Origin of the sequence: Pseudomonas sp. EA_65y_Pfl1_P113, from assembly GCF_963970525.1 — a bacterium.
GTDB lineage: Bacteria > Pseudomonadota > Gammaproteobacteria > Pseudomonadales > Pseudomonadaceae > Aquipseudomonas > Aquipseudomonas tritici.
On sequence record NZ_CAXAQM010000030.1, the window covers coordinates 24,367 to 50,955 of the forward strand.

Annotated in this window: 23 protein-coding genes and 1 other RNA gene; 9 read left to right on the forward strand and 15 right to left on the reverse strand. The window is 60.9% G+C overall.

Going from position 1 to position 26,589, the window contains the following annotated elements:
• Positions 1 to 21 precede the first annotated feature (21 nt).
• The 3 genes from ccoS to hemN all read left to right on the forward strand — a co-directional run bounded on the left by ccoS (position 22) and on the right by hemN (position 2,383).
• Entirely contained in the window at positions 22 to 234 is a 213-nt protein-coding gene (gene ccoS / locus AACY52_RS22225) for a cbb3-type cytochrome oxidase assembly protein CcoS (protein WP_339418744.1), read from the forward strand.
• Entirely contained in the window at positions 227 to 910 is a 684-nt protein-coding gene (locus AACY52_RS22230; protein WP_339436436.1) for a sulfite exporter TauE/SafE family protein, read from the forward strand. The genes ccoS and AACY52_RS22230 overlap by 8 nt, the downstream gene beginning before the upstream one ends.
• Positions 911 to 1,000: 90 nt before the next feature.
• On the forward strand, positions 1,001 to 2,383 hold the full coding sequence (hemN, locus tag AACY52_RS22235) for an oxygen-independent coproporphyrinogen III oxidase (protein WP_339560782.1): 1,383 nt from the start codon (positions 1,001 to 1,003) through the stop codon (positions 2,381 to 2,383).
• Here hemN and AACY52_RS22240 read toward each other — a convergent pair whose 3' ends face one another.
• The gene (locus tag AACY52_RS22240; protein ID WP_339418749.1) at positions 2,384 to 2,851 is read right to left on the reverse strand and encodes a hypothetical protein; all 468 of its coding nucleotides are present in this window, start codon (positions 2,849 to 2,851) and stop codon (positions 2,384 to 2,386) included.
• 151 nt (positions 2,852 to 3,002) lie between these two features.
• Here AACY52_RS22240 and fnr point away from each other — a divergent pair, with 151 nt between their 5' ends.
• Together fnr and AACY52_RS22250 are read left to right on the forward strand one after the other, a co-directional pair.
• A complete protein-coding gene (fnr, locus tag AACY52_RS22245) occupies positions 3,003 to 3,737 on the forward strand; it encodes a fumarate/nitrate reduction transcriptional regulator Fnr (protein WP_049712041.1) in 735 nt (244 codons plus the stop codon).
• A gap of 78 nt (positions 3,738 to 3,815) precedes the next feature.
• Positions 3,816 to 4,364 (forward strand): adenine phosphoribosyltransferase, encoded by a 549-nt coding sequence (locus AACY52_RS22250; RefSeq protein WP_065873845.1) that lies wholly within the window; start codon positions 3,816 to 3,818, stop codon positions 4,362 to 4,364.
• An 87-nt stretch (positions 4,365 to 4,451) separates the two neighbouring features.
• Here AACY52_RS22250 and AACY52_RS22255 read toward each other — a convergent pair whose 3' ends face one another.
• The 5 genes from AACY52_RS22255 to dnaX all read right to left on the reverse strand — a co-directional run bounded on the left by AACY52_RS22255 (position 4,452) and on the right by dnaX (position 10,093).
• Positions 4,452 to 5,600, reverse strand: coding sequence for an acyl-CoA dehydrogenase family protein (locus AACY52_RS22255; protein ID WP_339418750.1), 1,149 nt, complete (start codon positions 5,598 to 5,600; stop codon positions 4,452 to 4,454).
• A gap of 199 nt (positions 5,601 to 5,799) precedes the next feature.
• Positions 5,800 to 6,402, reverse strand: coding sequence for a recombination mediator RecR (recR, locus tag AACY52_RS22260; RefSeq protein WP_065873846.1), 603 nt, complete (start codon positions 6,400 to 6,402; stop codon positions 5,800 to 5,802).
• A 66-nt stretch (positions 6,403 to 6,468) separates the two neighbouring features.
• Complete coding sequence (locus tag AACY52_RS22265; RefSeq protein WP_339436438.1) at positions 6,469 to 7,503, reverse strand: NADP-dependent oxidoreductase; 1,035 nt, start codon at positions 7,501 to 7,503, stop codon at positions 6,469 to 6,471.
• 153 nt (positions 7,504 to 7,656) lie between these two features.
• On the reverse strand, positions 7,657 to 7,995 hold the full coding sequence (locus AACY52_RS22270; protein WP_339560783.1) for a YbaB/EbfC family nucleoid-associated protein: 339 nt from the start codon (positions 7,993 to 7,995) through the stop codon (positions 7,657 to 7,659).
• A gap of 43 nt (positions 7,996 to 8,038) precedes the next feature.
• Positions 8,039 to 10,093: a DNA polymerase III subunit gamma/tau gene (gene dnaX, locus AACY52_RS22275; protein ID WP_339418757.1), complete on the reverse strand. Its 2,055-nt coding sequence runs from the start codon at positions 10,091 to 10,093 to the stop codon at positions 8,039 to 8,041.
• 133 nt (positions 10,094 to 10,226) lie between these two features.
• On the opposite strand from dnaX, the gene AACY52_RS22280 reads away from it, so the two are divergent.
• Positions 10,227 to 10,985 (forward strand): transporter substrate-binding domain-containing protein, encoded by a 759-nt coding sequence (locus AACY52_RS22280; RefSeq protein WP_339436440.1) that lies wholly within the window; start codon positions 10,227 to 10,229, stop codon positions 10,983 to 10,985.
• On the opposite strand, the gene AACY52_RS22285 is transcribed toward AACY52_RS22280, so the two are convergent.
• Positions 10,939 to 11,835, reverse strand: coding sequence for a DMT family transporter (locus tag AACY52_RS22285; protein ID WP_339560784.1), 897 nt, complete (start codon positions 11,833 to 11,835; stop codon positions 10,939 to 10,941). The two genes, AACY52_RS22280 and AACY52_RS22285, sit on opposite strands and share 47 nt — an antisense overlap.
• 102 nt (positions 11,836 to 11,937) lie before the next feature.
• Here AACY52_RS22285 and AACY52_RS22290 point away from each other — a divergent pair, with 102 nt between their 5' ends.
• On the forward strand, positions 11,938 to 12,801 hold the full coding sequence (locus tag AACY52_RS22290; protein WP_339560785.1) for a LysR substrate-binding domain-containing protein: 864 nt from the start codon (positions 11,938 to 11,940) through the stop codon (positions 12,799 to 12,801).
• Positions 12,802 to 12,862: 61 nt separating this feature from the next.
• Positions 12,863 to 13,765, forward strand: coding sequence for a DUF2167 domain-containing protein (locus AACY52_RS22295; protein ID WP_339560786.1), 903 nt, complete (start codon positions 12,863 to 12,865; stop codon positions 13,763 to 13,765).
• Between the two features lie 89 nt (positions 13,766 to 13,854).
• On the opposite strand, the gene AACY52_RS22300 is transcribed toward AACY52_RS22295, so the two are convergent.
• Entirely contained in the window at positions 13,855 to 14,364 is a 510-nt protein-coding gene (locus AACY52_RS22300) for a hypothetical protein (RefSeq protein WP_339560787.1), read from the reverse strand.
• A gap of 260 nt (positions 14,365 to 14,624) precedes the next feature.
• Here AACY52_RS22300 and AACY52_RS22305 point away from each other — a divergent pair, with 260 nt between their 5' ends.
• Positions 14,625 to 15,191 (forward strand): hypothetical protein, encoded by a 567-nt coding sequence (locus AACY52_RS22305; protein ID WP_339418764.1) that lies wholly within the window; start codon positions 14,625 to 14,627, stop codon positions 15,189 to 15,191.
• Positions 15,192 to 15,256: 65 nt separating this feature from the next.
• Here the strand turns inward: AACY52_RS22305 and AACY52_RS22310 are convergent, their stop codons facing one another.
• The 7 genes from AACY52_RS22310 to smc all read right to left on the reverse strand — a co-directional run bounded on the left by AACY52_RS22310 (position 15,257) and on the right by smc (position 26,588).
• A complete protein-coding gene (locus AACY52_RS22310) occupies positions 15,257 to 17,218 on the reverse strand; it encodes a hypothetical protein (RefSeq protein ID WP_339560788.1) in 1,962 nt (653 codons plus the stop codon).
• A gap of 38 nt (positions 17,219 to 17,256) precedes the next feature.
• Positions 17,257 to 17,688, reverse strand: a complete 432-nt coding sequence (locus tag AACY52_RS22315) for a hypothetical protein (protein WP_339418767.1) — start codon at positions 17,686 to 17,688, stop codon at positions 17,257 to 17,259.
• 126 nt (positions 17,689 to 17,814) lie between these two features.
• Positions 17,815 to 17,911: signal recognition particle sRNA small type (ffs, locus tag AACY52_RS22320), an RNA gene on the reverse strand.
• Between the two features lie 212 nt (positions 17,912 to 18,123).
• Positions 18,124 to 19,290 (reverse strand): putative zinc-binding metallopeptidase, encoded by a 1,167-nt coding sequence (locus AACY52_RS22325; RefSeq protein ID WP_339427942.1) that lies wholly within the window; start codon positions 19,288 to 19,290, stop codon positions 18,124 to 18,126.
• A 203-nt stretch (positions 19,291 to 19,493) separates the two neighbouring features.
• On the reverse strand, positions 19,494 to 21,851 hold the full coding sequence (ligA, locus tag AACY52_RS22330; protein ID WP_339560789.1) for an NAD-dependent DNA ligase LigA: 2,358 nt from the start codon (positions 21,849 to 21,851) through the stop codon (positions 19,494 to 19,496).
• A gap of 87 nt (positions 21,852 to 21,938) precedes the next feature.
• Positions 21,939 to 22,808 carry a cell division protein ZipA gene (gene zipA / locus AACY52_RS22335; protein ID WP_339418773.1) on the reverse strand — a complete coding sequence of 290 codons (870 nt, stop codon included), beginning with the start codon at positions 22,806 to 22,808 and terminating at the stop codon, positions 21,939 to 21,941.
• Positions 22,809 to 23,099: 291 nt separating this feature from the next.
• Entirely contained in the window at positions 23,100 to 26,588 is a 3,489-nt protein-coding gene (gene smc, locus AACY52_RS22340) for a chromosome segregation protein SMC (RefSeq protein ID WP_339560790.1), read from the reverse strand.
• Position 26,589 lies beyond the last annotated feature (1 nt).

Consider the following 26,589-nt stretch of genomic DNA (forward strand, 5'->3'; position numbering starts at 1 on the left):
CCGTGCGGACATGGAGTGCAGATGCCAGCTTTATACGTGATGATTCCGGCGGCGCTGCTGTTAGTGGGCGTGGCCATCTACATCTTCTTCTGGGCCGTGGACAGCGGCCAATACGACGACCTCGATGGGCCGGCCCATAGCGTGCTGTTCGACGATCAGGACCCGAATCACCTGGCCGGTGTCGAAGAAGCCAACCACCCCGAACAATCGCCCAAAGACCCGCCCCATGCTTGAACTGGCGCCGCTGTTGGTCTCCGCATTGATCCTCGGCCTGCTGGGGGGCGGCCATTGCTTGGGCATGTGCGGCGGGCTGATGGGCGCGTTGACCCTGGCGATCCCCAGGGAGCAGCGCAGCCGCAGGTTTCGCCTGCTGCTGGCGTACAACCTGGGGCGCATCCTCAGCTATGCCGCTGCCGGCGTGTTGATCGGCCTGGCCGGCTGGGCGGTGGCGAACAGCCCGGCCGCGATGTTCATGCGCGTACTCGCCGGGCTGTTACTGATCAGTATGGGCCTCTACCTGGCGGGCTGGTGGAGCGGCCTCACCCGCATCGAAAGCCTCGGACGCGGCCTGTGGCGGCATATCCAGCCCGTTGCCAACCGTTTGCTGCCGGTGTCCAGCCTGCCGCGCGCGTTGCTGCTGGGCGCACTCTGGGGCTGGTTGCCGTGCGGATTGGTCTACAGCACATTGCTGTGGGCGGCGAGCCAGGGGAATGCGTTGGACAGCGGGTTGCTGATGCTGGCGTTTGGACTGGGCACTTGGCCGGTACTGTTGGCCACCGGCCTGGCGGCTGAGCGGGTCACGGCGCTACTGCGCAAACGCAGCGTGCGGATGGCCGGTGGCTTGCTGGTCATACTCTTCGGTATCTGGACGTTGCCCGGTGCGCACCAGCACTGGCTAATGGGCCACTAAGTAGCGCCGCTCCCCGTTGATGCAAATCAAGATGGCACCCGCGACGTGCCCCTAGACTCACCCCACTAGCCAATCCGGGGGAGCGACCGCATGCTCGACGCCATTCGTTGGGACACCCATCTGATTCACCGCTACGACTTGGCAGGACCGCGCTACACGTCCTACCCCACCGCCGTACAATTCGACAGCCAGGTCGGCACGTTCGACCTGCTCCACGCCCTGCGCGACAGTCGCAAGGCTGTGCGGCCATTGTCGCTGTATGTGCATGTGCCGTTCTGCGCGAACATCTGCTACTACTGCGCCTGCAACAAAGTCATTACCAAGGATCGTGGCCGCGCCCAGGCTTACCTGCAACGCCTGGTGCAGGAAATCCAGCTGGTGGCCTGCCACCTCGACCCGAAACAACCAGTGGAACAACTGCACTTTGGCGGCGGTACGCCGACGTTTCTCAGCCACGACGAACTGCGCCAGGTCATGGCATGTCTGCGCCAGCACTTCAATTTGCTGGATGATGATTCCGGCGACTACAGCATTGAGATCGACCCCCGCGAGGCGGATTGGGCCACCATGGGCCTGCTGCGCGAGCTGGGCTTCAACCGCGTCAGCGTCGGCCTGCAAGACCTCGACCCCGAGGTGCAACGCGCGGTCAACCGCCTGCAAAGCCTGGAAGAAACCCGTGCAGTCATCGACGCCGCGCGCACCCTGCAATTTCGCTCGATCAATATCGACCTGATCTACGGCCTGCCCAAGCAGACCCCGCTGAACTTCGCGCGCACCGTGGAGGAAGTGATTAGCCTGCAACCGGACCGCCTGTCGGTATTTAACTATGCGCATCTACCGGAACGCTTCATGCCGCAGCGGCGCATCAACACCGACGACTTGCCTTCTCCGGCAGAAAAGCTGCTGATGCTGCAAACCACCATAGAGCAATTGACCCAAGCCGGCTATCGCTACATCGGCATGGATCACTTCGCCCTGCCGGACGACGAGCTGGCCATCGCCCAGGAAGAAGGCACTCTGCAACGCAACTTCCAGGGCTATACCACCCACGGTCATTGCGACCTGATCGGGCTCGGGGTGTCGGCGATCAGCCAGATCGGCGACCTGTACTGCCAGAACAGCAGCGACCTCAACGCCTACCAGAACAGCTTGGCCGGCGCGCAACTGGCCACCAGCCGCGGCCTGGTCTGCACCTCGGACGATCGGTTGCGGCGGGAGGTTATCCAACAGATGATCTGCAATTTCAGCCTGGCGTTCGAGAAGATCGAGCCGGCCTTCAACATTGATTTTCGCGGGTATTTTGACGACATCTGGCCGCAACTGGAGGCCATGGCCGAAGATGGCCTGATCGAACTCGACGCCCAGGGCATTCGTGTATTGCCGGCCGGGCGACTGCTGGTGCGTTCGGTGTGCATGGTGTTCGATGCCTACCTGGAGCACCAGAATCGGCAACGATTTTCACGGGTGATCTGATTACATCGACAACGAGGCGGCCTTCATCGAGTCGTTGGCGCTCATACCTTTCATCGACTTGGCCAGGGAGGTCTGAGCCGACATCAGGCCCGCCTGCAAAGAACTGATTTCGCTTTGCAGAGCACTGGTCTTGGCTCGAGCCTCTTCGGGCGAGAGGTTATTGGCGGCCGCGACTGCCGCCAGTTCGGCCTGTTTTTCGGCGATCTGCTGTTTCAGTTGGCGGATCATTTTCAGCACCTGTTTGACGTTGTCGTCCAGGCCACTGTCATCGATATCCGCATTGGAGCTTTTGGCCGCACCCGCGGCTTTGAAGGCATCGGCGGAAATAGTCACGGTTACACCTTCTACCACTTTGGGCGCAGTAGCCGTTTCGGCGCCTGGAACTTCTTCCTTGGCCTCAGCCAATGGCTTTGCATCCGGCACAGTCGGAATGCGGATGGCAGGGTTGTAGGCGGCTATAACAGACATGATCCAGGCTCCGACTAATAGGTATGCCTGCTGTATCGACCTTGGTACAAAAACCTTTATACCGTTACCGGTTTTTTGTACACGCTGGCTTCAGCGGCCTCCAGTGCGTTACCCTTACGTCTTATGTGTGTTTTCCCACAAGGATTAAAAAATGTCCGAGCCAGTCAAACTGCGCGCTCACAGCCAGGCCCATTGCAAGGATTGCAGCCTGGCACCCCTCTGCCTGCCACTTTCGTTGAATTTGGAAGACATGGATGCGCTGGACGAGATCGTTAAACGCGGTCGCCCGCTGAAAAAAGGCGAGTTTCTGTTTCGCCAGGGCGACAAGTTCGACTCCGTTTATGCAGTGCGTTCGGGCGCGTTGAAGACGTTCAGCCTGAGCGATGGCGGCGAAGAACAGATCACGGGGTTCCACTTGCCCAGTGAACTGGTGGGGCTGTCAGGCATGGACACCGAGATTCACCCGGTGTCGGCCCAGGCGCTGGAGACTACGTCAGTGTGCGAAATCCCCTTCGAGCGCCTGGACGAACTGGCCCTGCAATTGCCGCAACTGCGCCGTCAGCTGATGCGCGTGATGAGCCGCGAGATTCGCGACGACCAGCAAATGATGCTGCTGTTGTCGAAGAAAACCGCCGACGAGCGCATCGCCACCTTCCTGGTCAACTTGTCCGCGCGGTTCCGCGCCCGTGGTTTCTCGGCCAACCAGTTCCGCCTGAGCATGTCGCGCAATGAAATCGGCAACTACCTGGGCCTGGCGGTGGAAACCGTGTCCCGCGTGTTTACCCGTTTTCAGCAGAACGAGTTGATCGCTGCCGAAGGCAAGGAAGTGCATATCCTCGACCCGATCCAACTGTGTGCATTGGCCGGCGGCACGGTCGACGCCTGATCCAGACGCTGCGGCCGCGCCAACTGGCGAGGCCGCAGGTATACTTCGAGTCCGTTTCCAGCCCAGGACTCTTCGACGATGACCTTTGATTCGTTCGACATCAAATCCCTGATCCGCCCTGTCATCGACTTCCCCAAGCCTGGGGTGATCTTTCGTGACATCACCCCGCTGTTCCAATCGCCTCGCGCCCTGCGGCTGGTGGCCGACAGCTTTGCCCAGCGTTATGTCGAGGCTGACTTCACGCACATCGGCGCCATGGATGCGCGGGGGTTCCTGATCGGTTCGATCATCGCCTATCAACTGAACAAGCCGCTGATCCTCTTTCGCAAGCAGGGCAAGCTACCAGCCGACGTGCTGGCCGAGGGTTATCAGACCGAGTACGGCGAGGCCTTCCTGGAAGTGCACGCTGACAGCCTGTGTGAGGGTGACTCGGTATTGATCTTCGATGATTTGATTGCCACAGGCGGCACCCTGATCGCGGCGGCGAACCTGGTGCGGCGCATGGGTGCGCAGATTTTTGAAGCAGCGGCGATCATTGATTTGCCGGAGTTGGGTGGGTCGCAGCGGTTGGAAGATATGGGGATTCCGACGTTTTGTTTGACGCAGTTTGCGTTGACTGAGCGTTGACCGCTTGAACTGATTACTTAGTTGTCCGGTCCGGCCTCTTCGCGAGCAAGCCCGCTTGCTCGCGAAGAGGCCAAGAAGAACACAAGATCACAACCCCATCTGCTTGCTGATGATTTCATTCATCACTTCCCGAGTCCCTCCCCCGATGGACAGGATACGGTTGTCCCGATACAGGCGCTCCACCAGGTTCCCACGCATATAGCCCTGGCCCCCGAGTATCTGCACGGCGTCAAACGTCACACGGTCCGCCGTGTCAGTGGCGAGGTTCTTGGCCATGGAAATTTCCTTGATCACACTCTTTCCCGCGGCCATCTTTGCCGCCTGGCGGTAGGTGAATTCGCGGGAGACTTCAACGGCAGTGGCCATTTCCGCCAAGCGATGCTTGATCACCTGGAATTTGCCGATGGGTTTGCCGAAGGCTTCGCGTTGCGCGGCCCATATAAGGCTTTCCTCAAGTGCCAGTTGTGCGGTCATGTTGGCCATAAGGGCCAAGGCCAGGCGTTCGCTCTGGAAGTTGCCCATGATGCAGGCGAAACCCATGTTCTCGGCGCCGATCAGGTTGCCAGCAGGCACCCGGCAATCGTCGAAGAATAATTCAGCCGTGTCCGACGCCCACCAGCCCATTTTCTTCAGAGGTTGGCCGACGGTAAAACCGGGGGTGTCTTTTTCGATCAGCAGCAGGCTGATACCGGCAAAACCCGGCTCGCCGGTGCGCACGGCCACGGTGTAGAAATCGGCGCGGATGCCGCTGGTGATAAAGGTCTTGCTGCCGCTGACGCGGTAGTGATCGCCGTCGCGAATGGCGCGGGTTTGCAGGCTGGCCACGTCGGAACCGCCGCCCGGCTCTGTGACAGCCAGGGCGATGATCTTCTCACCCGACAACACCAACGGCGCTACGCGCTGGCGTACGTCGGGTCGCGCCCACTTGACGACAGGCGGCAGGCCGATATCCAGCGAACCCAGCCCCGCCACCACGCCGCCGGAGCCGCAGCGCATCAACTCCTCGCTGGCGGCCACTTTGGCGAACAGATCACCTTCATGACTGCCACCCAGGGCTTCGGGGTAACCGATGCCCAGTATCCCCGCCGCGCCGGCCTTGAGGTACAGCTCTCGGGGAAAACTCTCGGCCTCTTCCCACTGCTCGACGCCGGGCAACATTTCGCGTTCGACAAAACGGCGCACGCTGTCGCGGACCAATTGATGGCTGGGGTCGAAGTAGTCCTGATAGGCAGACATCGGCAAGCTCCACTGTGAGGTAGAGCGAACTTACCAAGCGCTTGCTTGGTTATCAAGTTGACTGCAGATTTCACCCACAACACAAAACCAATGTGTGTGGGGCTTGCTCGCGAATGCGGTGGATCAGTCAATATCTTTGTTGACTGCTACCCTGCATTCGCGAGCAAGCCCGCTCCCACCTTTTGATCTGTGTGGCCCCTTAAAGGGCGATGGGTTTGCGACCGGCGAAGGAATGCGCCAGCGTCCCACCGTCCACCAATTCCAACTCGCCACCCAGCGGCACGCCATGGGCGATGCGCGAAGTGATCAGGCCTTTGTTGCTCAGGAGTTGGGCGATGTAATGCGCAGTCGCCTCACCTTCCACCGTCGGATTGGTGGCCAGGATCACTTCGGTAAAGGTGCCCTGCTCTTCAATACGCGCCACCAGTTGCGGAATGCCGATGGCTTCCGGGCCCAAGCCGTCCAGCGGCGACAGGTGGCCCTTGAGCACGAAGTAGCGCCCGCGATAGCCAGTCTGTTCCACCGCGTACACATCCATCGGCCCTTCCACCACGCACAGCAGCGTGTCGTCGCGGCGCGGGTCGGCGCATTGCGGGCAGAGCTCCTCTTCGGTGAGGGTGCGGCACTGGCGGCAGTGGCCCACACCGGTCATGGCCTGGCTCAGGGCCTGGGCCAACCGGGTGCCGCCGCTGCGATCACGCTCCAGCAGTTGCAGCGCCATGCGCTGGGCAGTTTTCTGGCCCACGCCCGGCAAAGTGCGCAGGGCGTCGATCAGTTGGCGAATCAGGGGGCTGAAGCTCATGGGCGAAGGGTCCGACAAAACAACGAGACGCGGTTTATACCCGCGCCTCGGATTAGCGTCAAATGCTCAATCCTGTGCGACGCGCACCACCAACTTGCCGAAGTTGCGTCCCTCCAGCAAACCGATGAAGGCTTGCGGCGCCTGCTCCAGGCCGTCGACCACATCTTCGCGGAACTTGATCTTGCCATCGCGCACCCACGGCGCCATGGCGCTGAGGAACTCGGGCTGGCGATCACCGTAGTCATCAAACACGATAAAGCCCTGAATGCGCACACGCTTGGTCAGCAAGGTGCGTTGCAGCGCCGGCAAGCGATCCGGCCCGCTGGGGGCTTCATGGGCGTTGTACCCGGCGATCAACCCGCACAGCGGAATGCGCGCCTTGGGGTTGAGCAAAGGCACCACAGCGTCGAAGACTTTGCCGCCGACGTTCTCGAAATAGATGTCCACGCCCTTGTCGCACGCCTGCGCCAATTCGTTGGCAAAGTCCGCGCTCTTATGGTCGATGCAGGCATCAAAGCCCAATTCGTCTACCACGTAGCGGCACTTGTCCGCCCCCCCGGCGATCCCGATGACGCGCAAGCCCTTGAGCTTGGCCACCTGCCCCACCACCGAGCCGACCGCGCCGGATGCCGCTGCCACTACCAGGGTTTCCCCTTCCTTGGGCTGGCCGATGTCCATCAGCCCCATGTAGGCGGTCATACCCGGCATGCCCAGCACACCCAGGGCCATCGACGGGCTGGCCAGACCTTTTGGCACCGGGATCAGGTTGCGACCATCGGAAATGCTGTGGCTCTGCCAGCCGGTAGCACCGACCACCAGGTCGCCCACTTCGAATTTCGGATGACGCGACTGCTCGATACGGCTGACAGCGCCGCCGGTCATCACTTCATCGATTTCCACTGGAGCTGCGTAGGACGGTGCGTCGCTCATGCGGCCGCGCATGTAGGGATCAAGGGACAGGTACAGCGTCTTAAGCAGGACCTGGCCGTCTGCCACGTCCGGCAGACTCACCCGCTCCAGGCGGAAGTTCTCCGGGGTGGGTGCACCCTGGGGGCGTGAGACCAGGACGATGCGCTGGTTCAGTATCGGTTCTTGAGGCATGAAGGTGCTCCTTTAACGGTAATCGAATTCATCGCTATCAAGTGCAGACACCGGCTGATACCCCGAGGTTCTATAGAGCTACCGTCCCGTAGGGCGAGTAAAAAAAATGCCAGGCACGAGGCCTGGCATTTGAGTCTAGCTAAGGCTTGCCGATCAGAACGGCAGCTTCATGCCCGGTGGCGGTTGCATGCCAGCGGTCACGCCACCCATTTTTTCCTGACTGTTGGCTTCGATCTTGCGCACGGCGTCGTTGACGGCCGCGGCGAACAGCGCCTCGAGCATTTCCAGATCATCTTCGCTGGTGCCTGGCAATACGCTTGGGTCGATGCTCACGCGCTTGATGTCGTGACGACCGGTCATTACCACACTGACCATATCGCCACCGGCCTTACCGGTGACTTCGGCGTTGGCCAGTTCTTCCTGCATCTTGGCCATCTTTTCCTGCATCTGCTGCGCCTGCTTCATCAGGCCGGCCATGCCACCTTTCATCATGGGAATCACCTCAAAAGTACGTGGATCAATGATTGGCCCGGTGTTATGACGCTTGGGGCACCGGGGCTTCGACGGGTTCAATAGTATCGTGACGGACGACCGCACCGAACTGTTGCATCATTTGCTGGATGAGCGGATCAGCGTGGATCGAGTCTTGCGCTTCACGCTGGCGGTTGATACGCCGGCGGCTCGCGGCCTGAGCCGGGGTTTCCTGCTCAGGCTTGATCAGCTCGATGGCGATGGTCAACGCGCGCTCATGGTACTGGTTCAGCGCATCGTTCAGGCGGCGCTGCTGGGTCGCGTTGAACAGGGCGCTGTGGGCCGGGTCCAGGTGCAACAGCCAGTGGTCGCCTTCAATGGAAATCAGCGTGCAGTTAGCGGCGATGCTGCCGGTCATGCCGGAGATCGGCAGTTTCGGGAACAGCTCCAGCCATTGCAGCGCCAGGCCGGTGGCCGGGGCTGAAGCGGGTTCCGCCTCGGGCTCAGGGGCCGGCTCGGCGGTGTGTTCGCTGGCCAGGTCGTCCAGGTAGCTGTAGGCCGAATCCATGTCCGGCTCAATGTAGTCTTCGTCCAGCGGCGGTTCGTCGTCAAGGTCGATGCCTGGGGTGGCAGCTTCCACCTGGGCCACGGTTGGCTCGGGAACAGGCGCAGAGGCCCACTCAGGGGCATCCGGCACCACGCTGTCCGGGGTCGGCTTGGGCATCGGCGTCAGCTCGGGCTGCTCGCTGCTGGTTTCCAGCACAGGCTCCACGGCAGGCACCTGCTCGACTTCAGCGTCGGCGTCTACCGGATTATTCCAGGGCAAATCGACGACCGGCTCAGGCTCGGCGATCGGTTCCGACTCGACCACTGGCGCAGCAACCACAGGCTCTGGCTCAGGTACCGGCGCGACCGGCGCGGGTGCAGCCACCACTGGCGCAACCACTGCCGCGCCAGCCACTGGTTTGGCGGAATCAACTGTGGCCTGGCTGATCCCCACTGGCTTTAGCGGCTGTCTCGGCGCATCGGCAGCGTCCGCGGGCCGGAAGGCCAGCATGCGCAGCAGCACCATTTCAAAGCCACCGCGCGGGTCCGGCGCCAAAGGCAGGTCCCGGCGACCGATCAGGCCCATCTGGTAATAGAACTGCACATCTTCGGCCGGCAACGCCTGGGCCAGGGCCAACACGCGGTCGCGGTCGCCATGACCGTTGTCGACCCCTTCCGGCAGGGCCTGGGCGATGGCAACGCGGTGCAGCACATTGAGGATTTCCGAGAGCACGCCGTTCCAGTCCGGGCCTTGCTCCGACAGGTGGCGCACGGCTTCGAGCAACGCCTTGGCGTCGCCTTCGATCAGCGCGTGCAGCACGTCGAATACCTGCCCGTGGTCGAGGGTGCCGAGCATGGCGCGCACGTCGGCGGCCATGACCTTGCCTTCACCAAAGGCGATGGCCTGATCGGTGAGGCTCATGGCGTCCCGCATCGAACCATCGGCGGCGCGGCCGAGCAGCCACAAGGCATCGTCTTCAAACGGTACGTTCTCGACGCCCAGCACGTGGGTCAAATGCTCGACCACTCGCTCGGGGGTCATGTTTTTCAGGGAGAACTGCAGGCACCGCGACAAAATCGTTGCAGGTAGTTTCTGCGGGTCGGTGGTGGCCAGGATGAATTTAACGTAGGGCGGCGGCTCTTCCAGGGTTTTCAACAAGGCGTTGAAGGAATGGCTGGACAGCATGTGCACTTCGTCGATCAGGTAGACCTTGAAGCGGCCACGGCTCGGCGCGTACTGCACGTTATCCAGCAGCTCGCGGGTGTCTTCGACCTTGGTACGGCTCGCGGCGTCGATTTCGATCAGGTCGACGAAACGCCCTTCGTCGATTTCCTTGCACACCGAGCAGGTGCCGCAGGGCGTCGAAGTGATACCGGTTTCACAGTTCAGGCATTTGGCGATGATGCGCGCAATGGTGGTCTTGCCCACTCCTCGGGTACCGGTGAACAGGTAGGCGTGGTGCAGCCGTTGGCTGTCCAAGGCATTGATCAGAGCCTTGAGCACATGGGTCTGGCCGACCATTTCGCGGAACGAGCGCGGACGCCATTTACGTGCAAGAACCTGATAACTCATCGAAAACCGTCGCAACTGGGAAGCGGAAGCCGGTAATGCTAGCGGAGCAAGGGGGAAATTGCATCCGGCACGCTCGCCTAATCTGACTAAGCTCTCCTGATTGGCCCCAAAAAGGCCTGAACCCGGAGAGCATATGCGCGTAGTCCTGGGCGCCTTATGGATGATCACCACAGCGAGCCTGGCAGCGCCCGCACCGTTGCGTTTCTCGGTTTCCGACAGCTGGGCGATGCCCATGGTGCAATTGGAGGACGGACGGCCCACCCAGGGCATTTTGTATGACCTGATGTTGAGCCTGGCCACCCAGGTCGGTCAGCCGGCCGAATTCCACGTATTGGCACGCGCGCGAATCTCCAGCGCCATGGAGCATGGCGAGATTGACGTGCGCTGTTATGTCACCCAGGCCTGGGTCGACAACCTGTCGGGTGATTACACGTGGAGTATCCCGTTGATGGTGCAGCGCAACCTGTTGGTCAGCACTCAGATACCTGCGCAGCCGCTTCAGGTTGGCAAACTTGCGCCACAGGCCATCGGCACGGTGCTCAATTATCGCTACGCCATCCTTGAGCCTTTGTTTGCCAGCGGCCGGCTCAGCCGTGACGATGCCCGCAGCGAAGAGCAGGTGCTGCAAAAACTGGTGGCCGGGCGCTTCAAGTTCGCCGTGACCAATGAATGGATACTCGACCGGTTCAACCAGCGGATGCCGGTCGGCAAACGCCTGCACAAGGCCGCAGTGATCGATCAGCAGAACCTGGGCTGCACTGTGCGCAATGATCCGAATGTGCCGGTGCAAAAAATCCTGCGCACCTTGTTGCGCATGAAGATGTCGGGCGAGATCGACGAAATCATCAAGCTGTATACCGGAGAGGCCACCGCCAACGCCCTTCCAGACTGATCGCTGCCACGCTGGACAACACAATCACGCCGCCCAGCACCACTTGCAGGGCGATGTGCTCACCCAGCAACGTCGCCGCCATCACCATGGCGACGGGCGGGATCAGGTACATCGCCAACGAGGCGCGGCTGACTTCGACATGCTTCAACACGTAGCCCCACGCCAGGTACGCCAAAGCACTGGGGAAAATCCCGAGCACAAGCACCGCAAGGTTTTCCGGCAACGGCGCCTGCACCACGGCAGCGGGCAGGCCAGGCAGGTTCACGCAGAGCATCAACGTGCCCCCCCACACCATGTAGCACGCCATCGTCAGCGGGCTATAGCGATGGGCATAGTGTTTCTGGATAACGAAGTACAGGCTCCACGACACCGCCGCCAGCAGGATCAGCACACCGCGCGGGTCGATATCGCCCACGCCGTGATCGCCCCAGATCACCACCAGCACGCCAAACAAGCCAAGTAACACGCAGCTCCAGCGCCAGAGGCTGACCCGCTCCTTCAAGCAGAAAAACGCGATCAACACACTGAACAGTGGTGCCGATTGTGCCAGTACGCTGGACGCCGCCGCACTCACGAATTGCTGTCCATAATTGAGGCTGGTGTGATGCAGGAACACCCCGAAAAAGCTCAACACCAGCAGCCACGGCACATCCCGCAGGCGCGGCCGGCCGATGCCCATCACCAGCGCCACACCGGCCATGAACAGCGAAGCGATCAGAAACCGCAGCAGCGCGAGCTGCCCAGGGCTGTAGCTGTTCAGCCCCATGTGCACGCCAATCGGCGAATAGGCCCAACAGAGGATGACGCTGGCAATGACTAGCGTAAGCTTCAGGGGTGACGGGGTGTTCATCGACGGCATCCGAAAACTGAGAAGGAATGCCGTCAGTCTTGGCCCGGGCAAGGCGTAGGACAATTAAGCGTTTCTGACTTCTGAATTCACTGGAACTGAGTAATGGAACTGGCCCAACTGAAAATGGTGCGAGCCGTGGCGCAGACCGGCAGCGTGGCCCATGCTGCCCTGCAATTGCACTGTGTGCCGTCCAACATCACCACGCGTATCAAGCAGTTGGAAGGCGAGCTGGGCACGCCGCTGTTTATCCGCGCCGGGCGCGGGCTGGCGATCAGTGCTGCCGGTGAGATATTCCTGGAGTATTGCGAGCGCATCCTGGCATTGGTGGACGAATCCAAACGCGCGGTGGATGCCAACGCCATTCCCCGTGGCACCCTGCGCATCGGTGCGGTGGAGTCCAGCGCCAGCGGCCGTCTGCCGCCGCTGCTGGCGGAGTATCACCGGCGCTACCCGGATGTCAGCCTGGAGCTGGTCACCGGCGCATGGGGCGAACTGCTCGATGACCTGCAACACCACCGCCTGGATGTGGCGCTGGTGGCAGCCGGCAACAAAAGCACGAAGCTCGAGCACAGCGTGGTCTACAGCGAACGCCTCGTATTGATCGCCAGCACCTCCAGCGCACCGATCCACAGCGCCGAGGACCTCGCCGGCCGTACCCTGCTGGTGTGGCCGCCCGGCTGCCCATATCGGGCGGCGCTGGAGAACTGGGTCAAGCCCCACGCCTTCAAGCCGGCCATCGCCAGCTATGCCAGTTGGGGCACGATCATCGGTTGCGTCAGCGCGGGCATTGGCGTGGCGCTCGCGCCGGAAGGCATCCTGGCCCGCTATGAGCAGGCCAATCAGTTGGCGTCGTACCGATTTGATGAACTGCAGGCCGTGGACAACCTGCTGTTCTGGCACAAGGACACCCAGCGGCACCTTGCGCGGGATGCGTTTGCCGGGTTGTTGCGGGAGACCTTTCGCTAACCCGTAGCAGGTCCTTTCAGTTATTATTTTGCGAAATTAATTCAAAATGTAAGGGACTACCATGAATTACTTCCGCCTGTTGTTGGCGGCGGCCGCTTTGAGCCTGCCTGCCGCCCCCGCCTTTGCCGCTTCCCCACCCGCGCCCGTTGAAGCCAGTGCGCCCGCCGAAACGGCCGAACATTTCCTCAAGTCCCTCAAACAGAAGACCGGCACGGTCACCTTGCCCAGTGGCATTGCAACCCTCAAGCTCAACGACGAGTTCTATTACCTCGACCCCGCCGACACCGAGCGCTTGCTGACGGATGGCTGGGGCAACCCGCCGGGCTTCAAGACACTGGGCATGATCGTGCCAAAAGCCGTTAGCCCATTGTCGGAGCGCGGCTGGGGCGTGATCGTCAGCTACAAGGCCGACGGGCACATTTCCGACGAGGACGCCGCAAAAATCGACTACGCCGAACTGCTCAAACAGATGCAGGAAGAGGACGAGGCCGAAAACAAAGAACGCCAGCAACAAGGCTACGCCGGCTTGCACTTGCTGGGCTGGGCCGAGCCGCCGCACTACGACGACAGCACCCACAAGATGTATTGGGCCCGCGAACTGAAGGCCGACGACGCCGAGCAGACCACCCTCAACTACAGCATCCGTGTGCTGGGCCGTGAAGGCGTGCTGGAACTCAACGCCGTCGCCGCCATGGCCGACCTGCCCACCATCAAGCAGGAATTGCCCAAGGTCTTGGCCTTTACCAACTTCACCGACGGCAACCTGTACACCGACTTCAACCCGAGCACCGACAAGCTTGCCACTTACGGTCTCGCTGCGTTGGTCGCCGGTGGGATTGCAGCCAAAGCCGGGTTGTTCGCCAAAATCGGCATCTTCCTGTTGGCTGCAAAGAAATTTCTGGCGATTGGCGTGGTGGCGTTGTTCGCCGTGATCCGTAAGCTGTTCAACCGCAACAAAGCCTGAAACCAGACATGAGAACGCCGCAACGTGCGTGGCACGTTGCGGCGTAATCGGAGGTTCTGACTAGGGCTCTGTCTGCCTGGGGCGCGTGGCTAGGGTTTAGGCGCAGACAAACGGCTGTACTGATCCTGGCTGATCCAACCGGTAAACGAACGGGTCTGAGCATTGATGAACTCGACCTGCGCCCAGCCATGCTTGAAGGCCAGCACGCCGACCACGTCGTTTTTGACAATGTAGGGGCGCTTAGCCGCCTTGGCACTTGGGGTTTTCAGCAGGTACGCCTTGTCGGCGGACACCTTCGCCAGGCCGATCCATTTCTTGTTCGCGGTCTGGGTCAAGTCCAGGCCGGTGGCGATCTCTGGCATCAGCACGTTCAAGCAACCGGGGTGGGCGTATTTGAGGTGACGGAACGGGTACTGGCTGATGCACTGCACCAACTGGCCATCGCACTTGCCATTCTCGGCCAGCGGAAAACCCAGTTTGGGAATGATCAGATTGAATAAATACTGGATGCACTGCACATCGGCGGGCAAGTTGCGGGCTTCACCGGGAGCCCCTACCGAAGCACTGATAAGACACGGTAACCCGTGCAGGCTTTTCATCACAGACATCCTTGTTAGTTAAAGAGGTGATAGCACTTCAATATCAAACGCTCACCCTTGTCATACTCTGAAATAAGTGGCTGGCGGAAACTAACAAGGTGGTTTGGGGTTGTTCAGAAAGTGTTTTAAAGCTGTGAGGGAGCCCTCAAGGACAGATCGGGAAAATGCAGTTTCTCAACTAAATAGGCGGTATTCAGCCGCCGGCTGGACTACTGTCTTTCGCGCAAGAGACTTGCCTCAAACTATTTTCAAGGATTGAAATGAAAATCACGCTAGTTGTTTTGTCTGTCTTGGCCCTGCTCTGCGGTTGCGCTTCGCCTCCAGCCACTGTTGCACCCGACCTGTCGCGCCCCTCCATTGCCGAAACCAAATCGGTGGTGTTCGACGGCAAGACGTTCGTCCTGAAATTTCAGAAACCCGGCCTGTGGGAATACTTCCCGGCGCAGGAAAGCGTCGATGCCTGGAATGAGATGGTGGATTTTACCGTGGTCCCTCGCGAGATGAACCGTTTCGAACCCCTCGACCTCGCCAGGAATACCGTCCGGCTTCACCAGCAGGAAAACCCGAATATGCCGTCGATACTGGCGACGGACAATGCCACCGGCATCGTGTATTTGGTGATGTATTTCCACGAGTCTCTGCGCAAGGATGGGCGCTTCTCTGAAGTCAGTTTCTTCAAATACTACCGGGACAGTGGCACCGGCCAGACCATCATCTTTCACTTTGCCAGGAACATTCCCACACCGAGCAATCCGCCAAAAACGGTGGAGGCGATGGGCCCGGAAATAGTCCCGGTGATCAAGGCATTCCCGGTGTACCGGCCGTAATGCCGCTAAGCAGGCAGGCCCCATCGTCGGCCTAACCTGCTCGCCGCCAGTGCCTGTGAGTTCAATCAGTAACCGTGCGACCCGCTGAATCCCTGATAATTGTGGTACCCGAGCCATTCGACCACATCGTAAGGGACGTAAAGCTGTTGCTTTGCGCGGGAAATTGCGATGTACACGGCACAGATCCGCTGGTCGAACGCGTAGGCATCCTTGAACTTCACGTTGGTCAGCAGCTCAGGGGTCAGCAGCACCCGATCGAATTCCATGCCACCTGCCTCTTCCGCCAGCATCAGCAGGCAACGCTTGCCGGGGACCCCGCCCAGTCGGTTCAAGCGTGTGATATCGGCGACATTGAAGCCTTTTTCCAGCTCACTCTCGACCCACAGAAACGACTCATCGAACTGGCTGGCATCACGCACCTGTTGCCAGTCAGCCATGTCGCTGAAATACACGTGTGGCCCGTTTTCGTTGTGCTCGTTGCTGTAGAACTGCGGCTTGAACAAGGCGACGACGCTGACCATGAAGCGTTGGAGATCCTGCTGCGCCGCGTTGTCGGGGAACCCGAACGGGCAGTTGGCCTGCTGCAACTGAATGGCCCACTTCATGGTGTCCCAAGGCGAGGCGGTCAAGACCACGCAGCCTTCCGGCGGCACGAAGCCCTGGGGGTAATGTTCGATGCCGACGTCGGCATCCCGCGCGCCTTCGAAGGGGGTCTTGCATTTCTGCGAGTGCACGCTGATCAACGGGTTGACCAGCCGCTCGACGTTGCGGCCCGAGCGCACGGAATAACTGATGTCGGTGTGCCGGACTTCGCGCTTTCTTCTGACCATCACTCCGTTGGCCAATTGGTACTCATCGCCGAGGGTGATCAGCACTTGGCGGCCGCGTTCGATAATCTGCAACAACGAAGGCGGGATGTCCTGGCTTTCATCAATCAATACATGGGTGTACCGAGGCGGCACCACACAACCGTCGAGGCTCGCGCGCTTGATCAGCAACAGCGCCGCGAACGCGAGTGGGCTGGCCCATTGCGGGTTGGCCTCCAGGTAAGTCCACACACGGCTGGAATACTCCAGTAACACCTGGGCATCCACACCTGACAACGGTTGTTTGAAATGCGGCAAATGACTGGCCGACAGGCTGTGATGGCTGGAGTGGCAATAGCGTTCGAGCACCTTGAGACACACCTCGACGGTCACTGGACCATCGTGCCCGCGCCACCCATGGATATCCAGGGTTTGCGCCACAGCCAGTTTGCCGGGCAACCTGGCCGGCGCTGCCTGCGCGGGCGGGCGTGGCCCGTGCAACAGGGACTTGGCGAACGCGGCAAACGTCGAGCCGGCCTTGCTGTCGCACCCCAACCCCATACGCTCGCGAAGTGTCGCCAGCTTTGCTTGCGTGCGCGCCAGTATGAGGGTCGTTTCAGGCCGCAGGCACTCCATCAACGCGCCGAGCAGGTGGCTCTTGCCGATGCCCGCGTAGCCTTGAACATGCAAGTCTTCATTCAAGTTGGCGCGAAAGGTGCGCACCAGCTTGTCCTGGGCCGGGCTGAGCCAGCGTTCGCGATGCCGGGGTGTAATCATCTGCTGGCTGAACGGATCATTGCTGCGCAGATGGCGGACCTTGTAGCCGATATCCCATTTACCCGTAGGCAACAGGTAATCCCGCGCCGCAACTTCTTCAGCTGAAAGCAGGCGCAGGTTCACGCTTTTGAGCGCGTTAAAACCAAAGTACAGCTTGCGCGGGTCGAACAGCCGTTGCGCCTCAGACAGCAACGCGGCAGCGACCGCAGGCGGTGAATCGACTGCCCAGCCGAGCAACTTTTCCAGGATGCGCTCGGCACCCGCGCACGTCAGGTCTTTTTCCGCGGCCTGGGCCAGGTTCTGGATGACGAGCACGGCGGCCAGCTCCGGGTCCGTCAGGCCGACCAAGGCCTCGGCACCGTCCGTGCCGAGCAGTGCGGTGCAGGTTTCATCCGTGACAGGCAGGAAGACGGGGCTGGATAAATCAAAGTGTTCCGGTTGCATAGTTCCTCGCAGCCAGGGGCCGACGTACGTCGCGTGGATCAGGCATGGTCCTGGCTACCCAGTTCGAACCGATACTCGCCCAGGGAGCCTGACATGCCACCGCAATGGGCCGGCAAGTCAGCCCCAGAGGCCATCGCATTGATCTGCTGCTGGAGTTCGAAAACCGCCATCTCAAGCAACCTGCGCAAATCTTCGGCGCTCTGCGCGGCCACATTCAATTGCAGCGTGCAGGCGCCCGCGAGTGGCAGCGGCGCGGGCTCGGCGATCAGCACCGGGGCATCCGTCACTTCCTCGGCCCGGATCATTTGCGCCTGGCTGAGGATTTGCGCGTGTTCGTCGTCCATGAGGTCCAATACCCTCGACAATTCCAGGGTCTGTTCAGGATGCGATTGAATACGGTCCTTGATCTCCAGGCGCCGCATCTGCCATTCCCGCAGTTTTTCGCGCGTGAGGTCGTCGACTTTTTCCACGTGTGCTGTCTCCGGATGCCAGGCATGGAGTATGCCGCCATGGACTGCACGATGGCAGATGGCGTGAAAGCATTTTTTTGAATTGAAAGTGATGAGATGTTGCTAGGAGGAGCGTTATGGAGGCAACCCCACCAGCCACACCCCGGCACACAATGTTCCCGCTGTGGCTGCTGCCTTCCGGCTCTGACCAGGTTCACGGGTAATCGTTGCGGGGGGACCGATGGGGTCACCATAACGACGCCTGCCTCTCGGCAAGCGGGGCCATTGTACCGATCTCATAGGAAGTTACAACCATTGCGCCGGATAAAAAATATGAAGGGGCTCAAGCACTTGTCTGCGCCCGTGGGAGCAATATAGAACGCTGTGGGAGCCGGGCTTGCTCGCTCTGCTGGCGACTCGGTCTGCCTGGGCTACCGAGCTGCCACACAAGGCGGATTACTGCGCCTGTACCACCTCCTCCGCACGGCCGCCCTCTTCCTGGATCACCAGGTGAATAAAGTGCAGCTTGGCGATCACCGCCGGTGGCAGCACGAAGGGATAGAAATCCGGCTGGCCCATGCTGCGCGATAGTTCGTTAAGCATGCCGGCCAGTTCGATCCAGGCATTGACGAACGACAGGAACGCTGCACCGCCAGGGTGTTCAGGGTCGTAGAGCGTGCTGAGCGGGAATGGCTGGTAATCCAGCTCCATCGTGCGGGCGCTCATGCCGAAGCCGAGGGCGGTGTCGACCGCGTCCATCATGTGCAGGTAATGGGCCCAGGTTTCGGCCCAGTCTTCCCAGGGGTGCATGGTGGCGTAGGCACTGACGCAGGTTTGCTGCCAGTCGGCGCGTGGGCCGTTCTGGTAGTGCTGGTCGAGCGCATCGGCATAACTGGCGCGTTCGTCGCCGAACAGGTTGCGAAACGCTTCAAGCCAGTGGGTATTGGCGATCAGGCGATCCCAGTAATAATGGCCGACTTCGTGACGAAAGTGCCCGAGCAAGGTGCGATAGGGCTCACGCATTTGCACGCGGAGTTTTTCACGGTGGGCGTCGTCGGCTTCCTTGATATCGAGGGTGATCAGGCCGTTCGCATGGCCTGTCATGGGGGCGTTGCCTTCCAGGTCGACACCGACGAAGTCGAAGGCCAGGCCGTTATCTTCATCGGCACTCTTGGGCACCACGCGTAAACCCAGGCTGATCAGTTGCGCGACCAAGCGGCGCTTGGCGGTTTCGACTTTGCGCCAGCGATCGTGGTTTTCCGCGATCGACAGGTCGGGGATGGTGCGGTTTAAGCTGCAGGCCACGCACAGCGATGCGGTGCTGTGGGCCGGGATCAGCCAGTTGCAGGCGGCCGGCGTGTCGAGGTTGGCGCAGCGGCGGAAGGCGCCGGCGGCGAGGTTGTCGTCCTGTAGCCAAGTGCCTTCGACGGGCCCGGGTTGCAGGGAGGACAGGCGGCTTTGTGGCGCTTGATACCCCAACAACGCCTGGCAGGCCAGGCATTGGCTGTTGCGAAAAAACAGCGATTGGCCGCAGCGGCACTGCCACACCTTGCTATCGCGAGATGTGCCGGCTACGAACGGTGCAGCGATGCGCGAACTGAGTTGTTCGAAGTAGCGGAACATGGCGATCTTTTCCTGCCTTGAGTACCAACAATAACCGCGTAGCAGCTGTCGAGCTTAAGCGAGGCTGCGTCGGCAACACTGCCCATCCAGCGCCGCGCTCTGCACCGCATCGCCGCCAATGCAGCCCCGCTGGCGCTCGACAGCTGCTACGGGGCGCGCGTAGGAACTCTGAGCATCGCCAGTAAGAGATCGTTCAGTAAGAATCAGACCGTGATGTTATGCGTGGCCAGGAAGGCGACGAAAGCTTCTTCGTCCAATACCTTCAAGCCCAGCTCGCTGGCCTTGGCCAGCTTGGAGCCGGCGCCTGGCCCAGCCACCACGCAATGGGTTTTCGCCGAGACGGAACCCGCCACCTTGGCGCCGAGGCTTTCGAGCTTTTCCTTCGCCACGTCACGACTCATCAGCTCCAGGGAGCCGGTGAGCACCCAGGTGTGCCCGGCTTCGGGCAAACCTTCGACGACTTTCTTCTCGCTCAGCCAGTGCATGCCGAAGTCCTTAAGCTGCTGCTCGATGGCCAGGGCGCGGTTGGCGTTGCCTTCGCTGTCGAAAAAGTCGCGGACGGCCTTGGCCTGTTTCTCGGGCAGGGCCTGGCGCATGTCCAGCCAGTCCGCCTTGATCACGCCCTCGAGGGTGCCGAACTTGTCCGCCAGTTTCTGCGCAGCGCCCGGGCCGACGCTCGGCACGTGCAACTTGTCGAGCAAGCCGCCCAACGTGGTGCTGGCGGCGAATTCGGCACTCAGGTCGCCCTGATCCTGCAATTGCAGGCCGCATTCATCCGGCGACAGCAGCGCGCCGATCACGTCTTGGTTATGGCTGTCTTCAAAGAAGCTGTGGATCTCGTGCGCCACTTCCAGGCCCACGTCCGGCAAGTACGTCAGCACTTCCGGCAAGGCCTTCTGCACACGTTCCAGCGAGGCCAGGGAACGCGCCAGCACCTTGGCGGTCTCCTCGCCTACGTCGGGAATACCCAGGGCGTAGATAAAGCGCGCCAGGGTCGGGGTCTTGCTGTTTTCGATGGCGGTAATCAGCTTCTTGCTGGAAATATCGGCGAAGCCTTCCAGGTCGATAATCTGCTCGTACTTAAGTTTGTAGAGATCAGCCGGCGAGCCGATGAGTTTTTCATCCACCAACTGTTCGATGGTCTTGTCGCCGAGGCCGTCGATATCCATGGCACGACGCGACACAAAATGGATGATCGCCTGCTTGAGCTGCGCGCCACAGGCCAGGCGGCCGACGCAACGGTACACCGCGCCTTCGCTCACGGTTTCCTTGCCTTTGCTGCGCTTGACCAGTTGCGTGCGCTCCACATGGGAGCCGCACACCGGGCAGCGCTCGGGAATCGGCACTGCACGTGCTGTTTCCGGGCGCCGCTCGAGCACCACCGACACGACTTGCGGGATTACGTCACCGGCACGGCGGATGATCACGGTATCGCCGATCATCACGCCCAGGCGCGCGACTTCGTCCATGTTGTGCAAGGTAGCGTTGGAGACGGTGACACCCGCGACCTTGACCGGCTTCAAGCGCGCCACCGGTGTGACGGCGCCGGTGCGGCCAACCTGAAATTCGACGTCGAGCAGTTCGGTCAGCTCTTCCAGGGCCGGGAATTTATGCGCGATGGCCCAGCGCGGTTCGCGGGCGCGGAAGCCCAGCTCACGCTGGGAGGCAATGCTGTTGACCTTGAACACCACACCGTCGATCTCATACGGCAGGCTGTTACGCCGCTCGCCGATATCGCGGTAGTACTCCAGGCAATCCTGAATGCCCTTGGCCAGCTTCAGCTCGTGACTGATGGGCATGCCCCACTGCTTCAGTTGCTGCAGGTTGCCAATGTGGGTGTCGCTGATATCGGTGGTCACGCCATAACAGCAAAATTCCAGCGGGCGGCTGGCAGTGATCTTTGAGTCCAGCTGGCGCAAGCTGCCGGCAGCCGCGTTGCGCGGGTTGGCGAAGGTCTTGCCGCCGACCTCCAGTTGCGAGGCGTTGAGCCGCTCGAAACCGGCCTTGGACATGAACACTTCGCCGCGCACCTCGAGGGTGGCCGGCCAGCCGCTGCCGTGCAGCTTCAATGGGATATTGCGCACGGTGCGCACGTTGACGCTGATGTCTTCACCGGTGGTGCCGTCGCCACGGGTAGCACCCCGTACCAACTCGCCATCCTGGTACAGCAGGCTGACCGCCAGGCCGTCCAGCTTGGGCTCGCAGCTGTACTCCACCGCCCCGCCACCGCCAAACAGATCGCCTACGGGCAGGTCGAGACCTTCGGTCACCCGGCGATCGAACTCCAGCAGGGTGGTTTCATCAAACGCGTTGCCCAGGCTGAGCATCGGAATCTCGTGCTTCACCTGAGTGAACGCCGACAGCGCCGCACTGCCGACCCGCTGCGTCGGTGAATCGCGCGTAATCAGCTCCGGATGCTCGGCCTCCAGGGCCTTGAGCTCATGGAACAACCGGTCGTACTCGGCGTCCGGAATGCTTGGCTCGTCGAGGACGTGATAACGGTAGTTGTGCTGATCCAGTTCAGCGCGCAGTTCGAGGATGCGGGTATGGGCGGCGGTCATGGGTGTTCTCTCATAAAGCAAAAGAGCAGCCGAAGCTGCTCAATATGTTAGTGCACGGATTCTACAGGCAACGCTTAAGATCAGGCCTCAGCGTTTCTGTGTCAGGGCGCGACGTTCGAACTCGACGATGCGCTGACGGTAATGTTCGATGGTCTGGGCCGTGAGGACGCTGCGCTGGTCGTCCTTGAGCTCGCCATTCAGTTCCTGGGACAGCTTGCGGGCTGCGGCCACCATCACGTCGAATGCTTGTTTCGGGTGACGTGGGCCTGGCAGGCCAAGGAAGAAGCTCACCGCCGGGGTGCTGAACAGGTCGATATCGTCGAGGTCGAAGGTGCCCGGCTTGACCGCATTGGCCATGGAGAACAGCACTTCGCCGTTACCCGCCATGCTTTCGTGACGGTGGAAAATATCCATCTCGCCAAAACGCAGGCCACTTTCCAGGATGTTCTGCAGCAGGGCCGGACCTTTGAAACCGGCGGCATCGCGGCAGATCACGCTGATCACCAGCACTTCTTCGGCGGCGGGCTGGTCGTTGACAGATTGGCGCGGCGCGCTGGAGGTCTTGCCCACATTTTCGTCCGGGAAATCATCGTCGCGGCTGCTGAAGCTCGGGCCTTCATCGACGTCGAGGTTCAAGTCGCCCTGATGCGGCTCGGCAGCGCTGGCACTGGCGCGCTTGCCACGCTTGGACGACGGCTCGCGGGCTTCACGCAGCGGCGCGCTCATCGACGGCAAGTCGTGCTCGTCCAACTGGGGTTCTTTATGGGTATCAAGCACACGAGGCGGCCCCAGCAGCTCGGCGGCACCGTCGTCGTCAGGCAAGTTGGACAGGTTGCGGTCCAGACGAAATTTGAGCTTGCCCTTGCCACCGCGCATGCGGCGCCAGCCATCAAAAAGAATACCGGCAATGACAATAATGCCGATGACGATCAGCCACTCGCGCAGACCGATTTCCATGTAATCCCGTGCCTCTAATAAAAAATGCTGAAAAATAAGGGGTTTAGCACTGCGCAAACCGCTTTAAAACGTGGCGCCAACTCTATGTTCTGACTGACGTTTTGCCCACGCATATGAAAATTTGACATTAAATTAGCACAGTTGGCGAAAGATGTATTGGATTGGCATCTTCGCTCTCCAATGGCCTTTTCGTACATTGGCGCCAACGGTGAGCTGCAAGCTTCAAGTTATAAGCTTCAAGCTCAAGCCAACTCACTTGTAGCTTGCAGCTTGCGCCTAAACGCTACGCCGCTAGGCGTCCACCATCGCCATCGCTTCTTCGACATCCACCGCTACCAAACGCGAGCAGCCAGGCTCATGCATCGTCACACCCATCAACTGATCCGCCATTTCCATGGCGATCTTATTGTGGGTGATATAGATGAACTGCACGGTCTGGGACATCTCCTTTACCAACCGTGCGTAGCGTCCAACGTTAGCGTCATCCAGCGGGGCGTCAACTTCATCGAGCATGCAGAACGGCGCCGGGTTCAACTTGAAGATGGCAAACACCAGGGCCAATGCGGTCAGGGCTTTCTCGCCGCCGGACAACAAATGGATGGTGCTGTTCTTCTTGCCCGGAGGCCGCGCCATGATCGTTACCCCTGTATCGAGTAGATCTTCGCCCGTCAGTTCCAAGTAAGCGCTGCCACCGCCGAAAACTTTTGGGAATAACGCCTGTAAACCGGCATTAATCTGATCAAAGGTATCTTTGAAGCGGTTACGGGTTTCCTTGTCGATCTTGCGGATCACATTTTCCAGGGTGTCCAAGGCTTCCACAAGGTCGGCGTTCTGGGCATCCAGATAACGTTTGCGCTCGGATTGCTGCTGGTATTCGTCGATGGCCGCCAAGTTGATCGCGCCCAGTCGCTGGATACGCGCAGCAATGCGTTCGAGTTCTTCTTCGGCCTCTTTCTCGTTGGCCTGGGCGGTCAGTGTGTTGAGCACGCCGTGCAGGTCGTAGCCGTCTTCCAGCAATTGGTCTTGCAGGGTCTTGCGGCGCACGGTCAAGGCTTGCCATTCCATGCGCTGTTGTTCGAGCTGACCGCGGATAAGCTGGGACTGCTGCTCGGCCTGGGTCCGGCGTTTTTCGGCGTCGCGCAATTCGCGATCGGCGTCTTCCAGGGCGATCTGCGCGGTCTTGAGCTCTTCGTCGACGGTCATGCGCTTGTCGAGCAACTCTTCGAGCTTGAGGCGCAGTTCTTCCAGCGGCGCTTCGCCCTCCTCAAGATTGAGGCTCAACTGCTCGCGCTTTTCGGTGAGGCGTTCCGATTGCATCTCCAGGCGCTCAAGGGCCTGAGCCGTGGAGTTGTGCTGGGCGCGCAGCGAGCCGAGGCGCACTGCCAATTGGTGGGCATGGTCCTTGTGTTGGCGGGCTTCCTGGCGCACGCGGTCGAGGCGTTCGCGCAGGCTGTCGCGCTGGGCCAACAGCAATTCGCGTTGCTCGGTGTCGAGGGCCATGCTGTCCAGGGCCTCCTGCAACTGCAGGCGCGCTTCGCCGATCTGCTCATGTTCGAGAGCGCGTTGTTCGCCCATCTCGGCGACTTCTTCATCAAGACGGGTGCGGCGCAGGGTCAGCTGTTCGGCCTTGGCTTTGCTCGCGGAGAGCTGGGCCTTGAGTTCACCTTGTTGGCGCGCTTCGTCCTGCAACAGGCGGCGCAGGTGTTCGCGGCCGGTCTCTTGCTGGCGCTGGGTGGCGCGCAGGGTTTGCAGTTCGGTTTCCAGGCTTTCAAGGGTGGCTTCGCGTTCTTCGCGTTCGGCGCTCAGGTTGACGATTTCCTGGCCCCGGGCCAGGACGCCGCTTTCGGCTTCACTGGCACGGCGTACCCGCAGGAAATGGCGACCGACCCAGTAGCCGTCGCGGCTGATCAGGCTCTCGCCGACGCCAAGCTGGCCGCGCTGGGCCAAGGCCTGCTCAAGTGATTCAACCGGTGTGACCTGGCCCAGCCACGGCGACAGATCAATTGCCGCTTCGACCTTGTCCAGCAAACTGCCCGGCACCCGTGTGCCATCGGCCGCAGGGCTGAGCAAGCGCAGATCACCCTGGGCAAAACCGGCCAGGTCGAAGCCGCCAAAATCATCCACCAGCACAGCCTGCAGGTCGGCGCCGAGCACGGTTTCCACCGCCAGCTCCCAACCCGCCTCGACCTTCAAGCCTTCCGCTAATCGCGGGCGTTCGGCCAGATGCTGCTCGCGCAACCATTCAGCCGTACCGGTGCCTGGGTCCAGGGCGGCTTGCTGCAAGGCCTCAAGGGATGCCAAGCGCCCATTGAGCCGCTGCAAATCACCCTGGGCTTGCTGCTGCGCCTGAGTCGCCTGTTGCAGTTGCTGACGCAATTGCTCCAGACGCTCCACTTGCTGTTCTTCGCTGGCTTCCAGTTCCTCCAGCGTCATTTCGCTTTCGGCCAGTTGCTCGCTCAGCTCCATGATTGCCGCGTCTTCCGGGTCGGCGGCGAGCAACACACGCTCTTCCTGCAGACGACGCTGGCGTTCGGCCAGGCGCTCCATGCTGGTTTCCAGTTGCTGGATGCGCGACTGCTGCACCTCAGCCTGGCGACGCGGCTCGGCGGATTGCAGGTTGAAGGTGTCCCACTGCTCCTGCCAGCCGTGCATGGTAGTTTCGGCCTCTTCCAGCGCCGCCGCCGCCTCTTCGGCGGCGGCGCTGGTGATCTCCTGCTCGGGGGTGAGCATGTCCAGCTCTTCGCCGAGGGTCAGCAGTAACGTGCGGTCGTGCCCCAAGTGAGATTCTGTTTCCAGGCGCGCGCGCTCGGCTTCCTTCAAATCATCCTGCAGCTGGCGCAGCCGCTGCTGGCCGTGCTGGATGCTCTGCTCGACGCGGGCAATATCGCCGCCTACCGAATAGAAGCGGCCCTGCACCAGATTGAAGCGCTCGGACAGGTCGTGGTGCCCATCACGCAGGCGTTCGATGCTGGCGTCGGCATTGCGCTGCTCGGCCACCAGGGCTTCAAAGCTGATTTCCTGGGTGCCGATAATCGCTTCGCGCTGGCCAACCTGGTCATTCAGCGCCTGCCAACGCAGGGCCGACAGTTGTGCCTTGAGCTGGCGCTCTTCGCCCTTGTATTCCTGGTACTTCTCGGCGGCCTGGGCCTGGCGGTGCAGGCGCTCCAACTGGCGCTCCAGCTCTTCGCGCAGGTCGGTCAGGCGGGCGAGGTTTTCGTGGGTGCGGCGGATACGGTTTTCGGTCTCGCGGCGGCGCTCCTTGTACTTGGAGATGCCGGCTGCTTCTTCGATAAAGTTACGCAGGTCTTCGGGCTTGGCTTCGATCAGCTTGGAGATCATGCCCTGCTCGATGATCGAATAGCTGCGCGGGCCCAGGCCTGTGCCGAGGAAGATATCGGTGATGTCGCGACGGCGACACTTGGTGCCATTAAGGAAGTAACTGTTCTGGCTGTCGCGCGTCACTTTGCGGCGGATCGAGATTTCGGCGTAGGCCGCGTACTCACCGACCAGGGTGCCGTCGGCGTTGTCGAATACCAGTTCGATGCTGGCCTGGCTGACGGGCTTGCGGCTGGTGGAGCCGTTGAAGATGACGTCGGTCATCGATTCGCCGCGCAGGTTTTTTGCCGAGCTCTCGCCCATCACCCAGCGTACGGCGTCGATGATGTTCGACTTGCCGCAACCATTGGGCCCGACCACCGCTGCCATATTACTGGGGAAGTTCACCGTGGTCGGGTCGACGAAGGATTTGAACCCCGCCAGTTTGATGCACTTGAGCCGCACG

Excerpts from the sequence above, each read along its gene's own strand:
- ccoS (WP_339418744.1), top strand. The coding sequence starts at position 22 with ATGCCAGCTTTATACGTGATGATTCCGGCGGCGCTGCTGTTAGTGGGC.
- AACY52_RS22230 (WP_339436436.1), top strand. The coding sequence starts at position 227 with ATGCTTGAACTGGCGCCGCTGTTGGTCTCCGCATTGATCCTCGGCCTG.
- hemN (WP_339560782.1), top strand. The coding sequence starts at position 1,001 with ATGCTCGACGCCATTCGTTGGGACACCCATCTGATTCACCGCTACGAC.
- AACY52_RS22240 (WP_339418749.1), bottom strand. The coding sequence starts at position 2,851 with ATGTCTGTTATAGCCGCCTACAACCCTGCCATCCGCATTCCGACTGTG.
- fnr (WP_049712041.1), top strand. The coding sequence starts at position 3,003 with ATGTCCGAGCCAGTCAAACTGCGCGCTCACAGCCAGGCCCATTGCAAG.
- AACY52_RS22250 (WP_065873845.1), top strand. The coding sequence starts at position 3,816 with ATGACCTTTGATTCGTTCGACATCAAATCCCTGATCCGCCCTGTCATC.
- AACY52_RS22255 (WP_339418750.1), bottom strand. The coding sequence starts at position 5,600 with ATGTCTGCCTATCAGGACTACTTCGACCCCAGCCATCAATTGGTCCGC.
- recR (WP_065873846.1), bottom strand. The coding sequence starts at position 6,402 with ATGAGCTTCAGCCCCCTGATTCGCCAACTGATCGACGCCCTGCGCACT.
- AACY52_RS22265 (WP_339436438.1), bottom strand. The coding sequence starts at position 7,503 with ATGCCTCAAGAACCGATACTGAACCAGCGCATCGTCCTGGTCTCACGC.
- AACY52_RS22270 (WP_339560783.1), bottom strand. The coding sequence starts at position 7,995 with ATGATGAAAGGTGGCATGGCCGGCCTGATGAAGCAGGCGCAGCAGATG.
- dnaX (WP_339418757.1), bottom strand. The coding sequence starts at position 10,093 with ATGAGTTATCAGGTTCTTGCACGTAAATGGCGTCCGCGCTCGTTCCGC.
- AACY52_RS22280 (WP_339436440.1), top strand. The coding sequence starts at position 10,227 with ATGCGCGTAGTCCTGGGCGCCTTATGGATGATCACCACAGCGAGCCTG.
- AACY52_RS22285 (WP_339560784.1), bottom strand. The coding sequence starts at position 11,835 with ATGAACACCCCGTCACCCCTGAAGCTTACGCTAGTCATTGCCAGCGTC.
- AACY52_RS22290 (WP_339560785.1), top strand. The coding sequence starts at position 11,938 with ATGGAACTGGCCCAACTGAAAATGGTGCGAGCCGTGGCGCAGACCGGC.
- AACY52_RS22295 (WP_339560786.1), top strand. The coding sequence starts at position 12,863 with ATGAATTACTTCCGCCTGTTGTTGGCGGCGGCCGCTTTGAGCCTGCCT.
- AACY52_RS22300 (WP_339560787.1), bottom strand. The coding sequence starts at position 14,364 with ATGAAAAGCCTGCACGGGTTACCGTGTCTTATCAGTGCTTCGGTAGGG.
- AACY52_RS22305 (WP_339418764.1), top strand. The coding sequence starts at position 14,625 with ATGAAAATCACGCTAGTTGTTTTGTCTGTCTTGGCCCTGCTCTGCGGT.
- AACY52_RS22310 (WP_339560788.1), bottom strand. The coding sequence starts at position 17,218 with ATGCAACCGGAACACTTTGATTTATCCAGCCCCGTCTTCCTGCCTGTC.
- AACY52_RS22325 (WP_339427942.1), bottom strand. The coding sequence starts at position 19,290 with ATGTTCCGCTACTTCGAACAACTCAGTTCGCGCATCGCTGCACCGTTC.
- ligA (WP_339560789.1), bottom strand. The coding sequence starts at position 21,851 with ATGACCGCCGCCCATACCCGCATCCTCGAACTGCGCGCTGAACTGGAT.
- zipA (WP_339418773.1), bottom strand. The coding sequence starts at position 22,808 with ATGGAAATCGGTCTGCGCGAGTGGCTGATCGTCATCGGCATTATTGTC.